This window comes from Roseburia sp. OF03-24 (genome assembly GCF_003463035.1).
Classification (GTDB): Bacteria; Bacillota; Clostridia; order Lachnospirales; family Lachnospiraceae; genus Roseburia; species Roseburia rectibacter.
The window spans coordinates 1-4,995 of record NZ_QSCK01000037.1; the positions used below are offsets into that span (position 1 = coordinate 1).

At 42.0% G+C, this 4,995-nt stretch carries 4 protein-coding genes; 3 read left to right on the plus strand and 1 reads right to left on the minus strand.

The genetic code is table 11. The features are described 5' to 3' along the window. Together DXA60_RS18995 and aroE are read left to right on the plus strand one after the other, a co-directional pair. Positions 1-214: hypothetical protein (locus DXA60_RS18995; RefSeq protein ID WP_207661932.1), on the plus strand; the 214-nt coding region annotated here is incomplete at its 5' end. 124 nt (positions 215-338) lie between these two features. Continuing rightward, complete coding sequence (gene aroE, locus DXA60_RS15950; RefSeq protein ID WP_117922310.1) at positions 339-1,208, plus strand: shikimate dehydrogenase; 870 nt, start codon at positions 339-341, stop codon at positions 1,206-1,208. Between the two features lie 206 nt (positions 1,209-1,414). Here aroE and DXA60_RS15955 read toward each other — a convergent pair whose 3' ends face one another. Continuing rightward, positions 1,415-3,415 (minus strand): oxidoreductase, encoded by a 2,001-nt coding sequence (locus tag DXA60_RS15955; protein ID WP_117922311.1) that lies wholly within the window; start codon positions 3,413-3,415, stop codon positions 1,415-1,417. A 328-nt stretch (positions 3,416-3,743) separates the two neighbouring features. On the opposite strand from DXA60_RS15955, the gene DXA60_RS15960 reads away from it, so the two are divergent. Beyond that, positions 3,744-4,625 carry a LysR family transcriptional regulator gene (locus DXA60_RS15960; RefSeq protein WP_117922312.1) on the plus strand — a complete coding sequence of 294 codons (882 nt, stop codon included), beginning with the start codon at positions 3,744-3,746 and terminating at the stop codon, positions 4,623-4,625. The last annotated feature ends 370 nt before the right edge of the window (positions 4,626-4,995 follow it).

Below are 4,995 nucleotides of genomic sequence, written 5' to 3' on the forward strand. Positions count from 1 at the left end.
CTTATTTTCGTACAACGGAACAAAAATTACTTCGGCTTTGCGCAAGATGCCACTCACAGACCTACAACACACCATTTGGACGGGTGACTCATATCACCCACAAACCATCATTTGTTGGGAAAAAGGTACACAAATTATTTTAAGAAATACATCCGGTTCTGTCAAATTGCATTTTATTCAGTGCTTTAATGCTTTAAATAAAAAAAGTACTTGATATTATCAGAAAAAGAGGATATCATGTTACTAAAATAATTTTGCGTAAGAAAACAAGGAGGAAAATCCTCTGCTCCTGTAAAGACAGTCACATTTTCCTTCGGAAAACAAGGAGGATTTTAAATATGGAAAAGCGTATTTCAGGCCACACAGGTCTTTTAGCATTGATCGGTTCACCGGTTGGTCATTCAGGATCACCGGCGATGTACAATTACAGCTTTGAGAAGCTGGGATTAGATTATGCTTATGTGGCTTTTGATATAAAGGAAGATAAAGTAAAGGATGCAATCGCTGCAATGAAGACTTTCAATATGCGTGGCTGCAATGTTACCATGCCGGATAAGGTTGAGGCTGCAAAATACATGGATGAATTGTCACCGGCAGCACAGATCATTGGTGCGGTCAATACGATCGTCAATGATAACGGAAAACTGACCGGTCATATCACAGACGGCGAAGGTTTTGTACATAATTTAAGAGATCACGGTATCGAGATCAAAGGCAAAAAGATCACGGTAGCCGGAGGTGGTGGTGCCGCAACAGCGATTCAGGTACAGTGTGCCTTAGATGGTGCGAGAGAAATCTCTATTTTCAATATCAAGGATGCATTTTTTGAGAGAACACTGCAGACTGCAGAGAAGATCAAAAAAGCAGTGCCGGAGTGTGTGGTAAATGTATATGATATTGCAGATACCGCAAAAATGACAGAGGAGATCCAGTCAAGTGATATTTTTGCAAATGCCACGATCGTTGGAATGAAACCGATGGATGACCAGAGCGTTGTAAAAGATCTGTCTGCATTCCGTCAGGGACTTGTTGTTGCAGATGCTGTATATAATCCGGAAGAGACAAAGCTTTTAAGAGAAGCAAAAGAAGCAGGATGCACCTGTGTTGGTGGAAAAGGAATGCTATTGTGGCAGGGGGTTGCTGCATTCAAACTTTACACCGGACAGGATATGCCGGTCGATGATGTGAAGAAGTTATTTTTCAGCTAAAATCTGAAGAATATTGGATGGAAAGAAGAAAGCATATATAAAATTGTGATGTATTCAGAGCAAAACTGGATATTGGATGAAAGAATATATATAAAAACAGTCTGGGATTTTTGAAATTCCAGGCTGTTTTTATGATGAGCGGTATTTTGCCTACGATTACTATTTTATAGGAAATTATATCCTATGAATTAAAATACTCTCTGGGATTACAGATAATCATGTTTTGCAAGTACATTTAAGATATTACGTCCTTCTTCAGTACCTTCAATGATTCTTCTTGCACGTTTACTGTCACCGATATTTACGATCTCCACGTTAGTATCAGCGAAAGTCTCCTCCAACTGATCTAAGATCGGGTTGTTTGCTCTCATACCAAGGCAGATGAATCCATAACCAAATGGAATTTCTTCGATCTCACCCTGTGGGTTTTTAACGATAAAGCGATCGTTCTGAACTTCCTGCAGTGCAGTATTTGTCATTTGTTTTACATTGTATTTTGCCATCTTAGCGTTGGTATCGCATTTTGTAACCGGATCAAGACCATTTCCGATCATTGGAAGCATCTCTACCATGGTTACATCAGAACCACGCTCGGTAAAGAATTCCATTACGTCAAGACCTACGGCACCACCACCGATGATCGCAACTTTTTTGCCATCCATTTTTTCAGGATATTCATTGATGCGGTCGATCATCTTTAATACAGTAGCAACGTTGCTGTTATCTTTGTCAACAAGGTCATGCAGACCGGTGATCGGTGGTAATGTAGGTACAGAACCTGTTGCATTTACGATGATATCCGGGTTCAAGCTCTTTACTAATTCTGGTGTAGCACTTGTATTTTTGAAGATGAATAAGTTGTGAAGTTTGCTTGCACGGTGAATCATATAGTTCGGGAAGTCAGCTAAACGTTTCTTGTCCGGAATCTTGGAGATTACGGAAGCAAGTCCGCCAAGCTCTGCTTTTTTCTCGATTAAGAAAGTGGTACATCCGACTTCGGCTGCAGTGCAGGCTGCCTCTAAACCTGCGGTACCGCCACCGATGACTACGACGTTGCAAGGTTTGTTGATCTTATGCTTCATGTAATCTTCGCCTGAGTTGACTGCCGGGTTTACAGTACAACGGATCGGCTGATTTAATCCGATACGATGTCCTGCACATCCGATATTACAGGAAATACATTTACGGATATCACATTCTTTTCCAAACTCAACTTTGTTTACCCATTCCGGATCTGCGATCAGTCCACGACCCATTCCGATGAAATCAGCATCACCTTTTGCTAAGATATCCTCAGCAACTTTCGGATCACGGATGTTACCAACGGTCATACATGGTTTGCCATATTTTTCTTTTACAGCCTTTGCCATGTAAGAACGCCATCCGTCCGGTAAATAGTTTGCATCGATCTGGTACTGGATGGAACCATTCAGACCACAGGAAACGTCAAATACATCGACTTCTTTTTCAAAGTACTGTAAATACTCTAAGGTATCCTCTAAAGTATTTCCACCTTCTACCATCTCGTCAGCACTGATACGAACGAAGATCGGGAAGAAAGGTCCGACCTGTTTGCGAACTTCCTCGATAACCAGTTTGGCAAATCTTGCACGGTTTTCCGGAGAACCGCCAAATTCGTCTGTTCTCTTATTGGTAGTAGGAGAAAGAAACTGGCTGATCAGGTAAGAGTGTCCTGCATGGATCTCAACTGCATCGAATCCACAGATCTGTGCACGTTTTGCAGCTTCACCGTATTTTTTTACAATATGCATGATCTCGTCTTTCTCTAATGGACGAGGAATCTCTCCGCCTGCTTTAGAAGGTACATCAGAAGCAGAAACCGGCTGCATTCCGATACGGGAAGACATTGCAGAAGCACCTGCATGGTTTAACTGGATCGCGATACATGCGCCGTGTTTGTGTACGTTTTCACATAATTTGAAAAGACGCGGGATATAGTTGTCTAAATCGATACGAAGCTGTGTAGTACCGTTAGAACCCTGAGGGGAATCAACACTTGCGTTTTCTACGATCAAAAGACCAGTACCGCCTTTTGCACGCTGCTCATAGTAATTAATATGAAGGAAACTCATTTCTCCGTTCTGCTCACCATAGTTTGTTCCCATTGGTGTCATAACGATTCTGTTTTTTACGGTCATACGACGGATGGTCATTGGTTCAAAAATATGAGGGTATTTGCTTTTCATGATAAAATCTCCTTTGCATTTAAATGAATAAATTGTGTAGTTGAGATTGTTGGATGGTGAAAACTGCAGCATAGCTTTTAGAATGTCAGAAAACGTGGCGCGGTAGGCGTGCAGTTTTGAGCGGGCAGATAATTGTGTTTTAGATAGTTACTTTTTTAACAATGAAAAAGTCTGTGTGCTCTTTCTGTGATTAATGTACCCCGAAATATTAAAAAAATCCAATTCGTTTTTTCGGGGAAAATGATAGATTTTCTCTATTGATTCTGCGCGGTAAGATTGTTATTCTTATAATATTGAAACAATTCGGAAGAAACCGGGGGATGGATTCATGAATTTAAGTCAGTTACAGTATTTTAAGACATTGGCAAAGGAAGAACATTATACAAGGGCGGCGCAGATCTTATCGATTACACAGCCATCATTAAGTCATGCGATCGCACAGTTAGAGCAGGAACTGGGAACGAGATTGTTTGAAAAAAAAGGCAGAAATGTTGTTCTGACACGTTATGGAAAGATTTTTCTTCCATATGTGGAAGAATCCTTAAAAGTATTAGAGGATGGGGTGCAGCGGACAAAAGAATTAAATGGAAGCAAAGAAGGTATGATACATCTTGCTTATATTTATACTTTAGGCAGTACATTTGTACCGAAAATGGTGCGGAGATTCTTAGATGCTTACCCGGATTACCATATTGAGTTTCATTTTATTGTCGGAACGACAGGAGATATTTTAGAGGGACTGAAAAATGACAGGTATGATATGGTATTCTCCTCTTATCAGGACGGGGAGCCGGATATCGAATTCCGGCAGATCGGCGATCAGAAGTTAGTGCTTGCCGTACCGAAAAACCACCCGCTTGCCATGTACGATACGGTGGATTTAAAAGATACCGTAGATTATCCACAGATCTATTTCCAGAAAGGAAGCGGACTGCGCCCGGTGATCGACCAGATGTATGAACAGATCAGCGTATTTCCAAAGATCGCCTTTGAAATAGAGGAAGACGGCAGCATGGCAGGACTTGTCGCCCAGGGATTTGGCATTGCAGTCATGCCGGATATTCCAATCTTAAAAACCCTCGACGTCAAAACCCTGACCATCACAAACCCGGAATACGAACGCCATGTCTACCTTGCCACCATGAAAAAACGCTACCTCTCCCCCGTAGCGAAATCCTTTATCCAGTTTGTCACGCAGGAGACAGAGTGAAGCGAAACTCACCGATACAGAAAACAGAGTGAAGCGAAACTCATCGATACAGAAAACAGAGTGAAGCGAAACTCACCGATACAGAAAACAGAGTGAAGCGAAACTCATCAATACAGTAAAGTCAGTTGTGAGGCGGGAACCCATTTATAAGAAGGTGCTCTGGAGCCGCCGGTACTTAGCGACCGTATTCTGGTCGCTTAGTACCGCTGCGAGCGACAGGCAGCGCAAGCGTGCCTTCGTTAAATGGGTTCCCGCCTCACAATATTCACAGCCTGCAATGAGTTTCGCGTAAGCTGACAGCCGCATTATCAATGGAATGAGTTTCGGGCAAGCTGACAGCCGCATTATCAATGGAATGAGTTTCGGGCAA

Bases quoted from the DNA above. Each gene is read 5' to 3' on its own strand.
- aroE (WP_117922310.1), top strand. From the start codon at position 339: ATGGAAAAGCGTATTTCAGGCCACACAGGTCTTTTAGCATTGATCGGT.
- DXA60_RS15955 (WP_117922311.1), bottom strand. From the start codon at position 3,415: ATGAAAAGCAAATACCCTCATATTTTTGAACCAATGACCATCCGTCGT.
- DXA60_RS15960 (WP_117922312.1), top strand. From the start codon at position 3,744: ATGAATTTAAGTCAGTTACAGTATTTTAAGACATTGGCAAAGGAAGAA.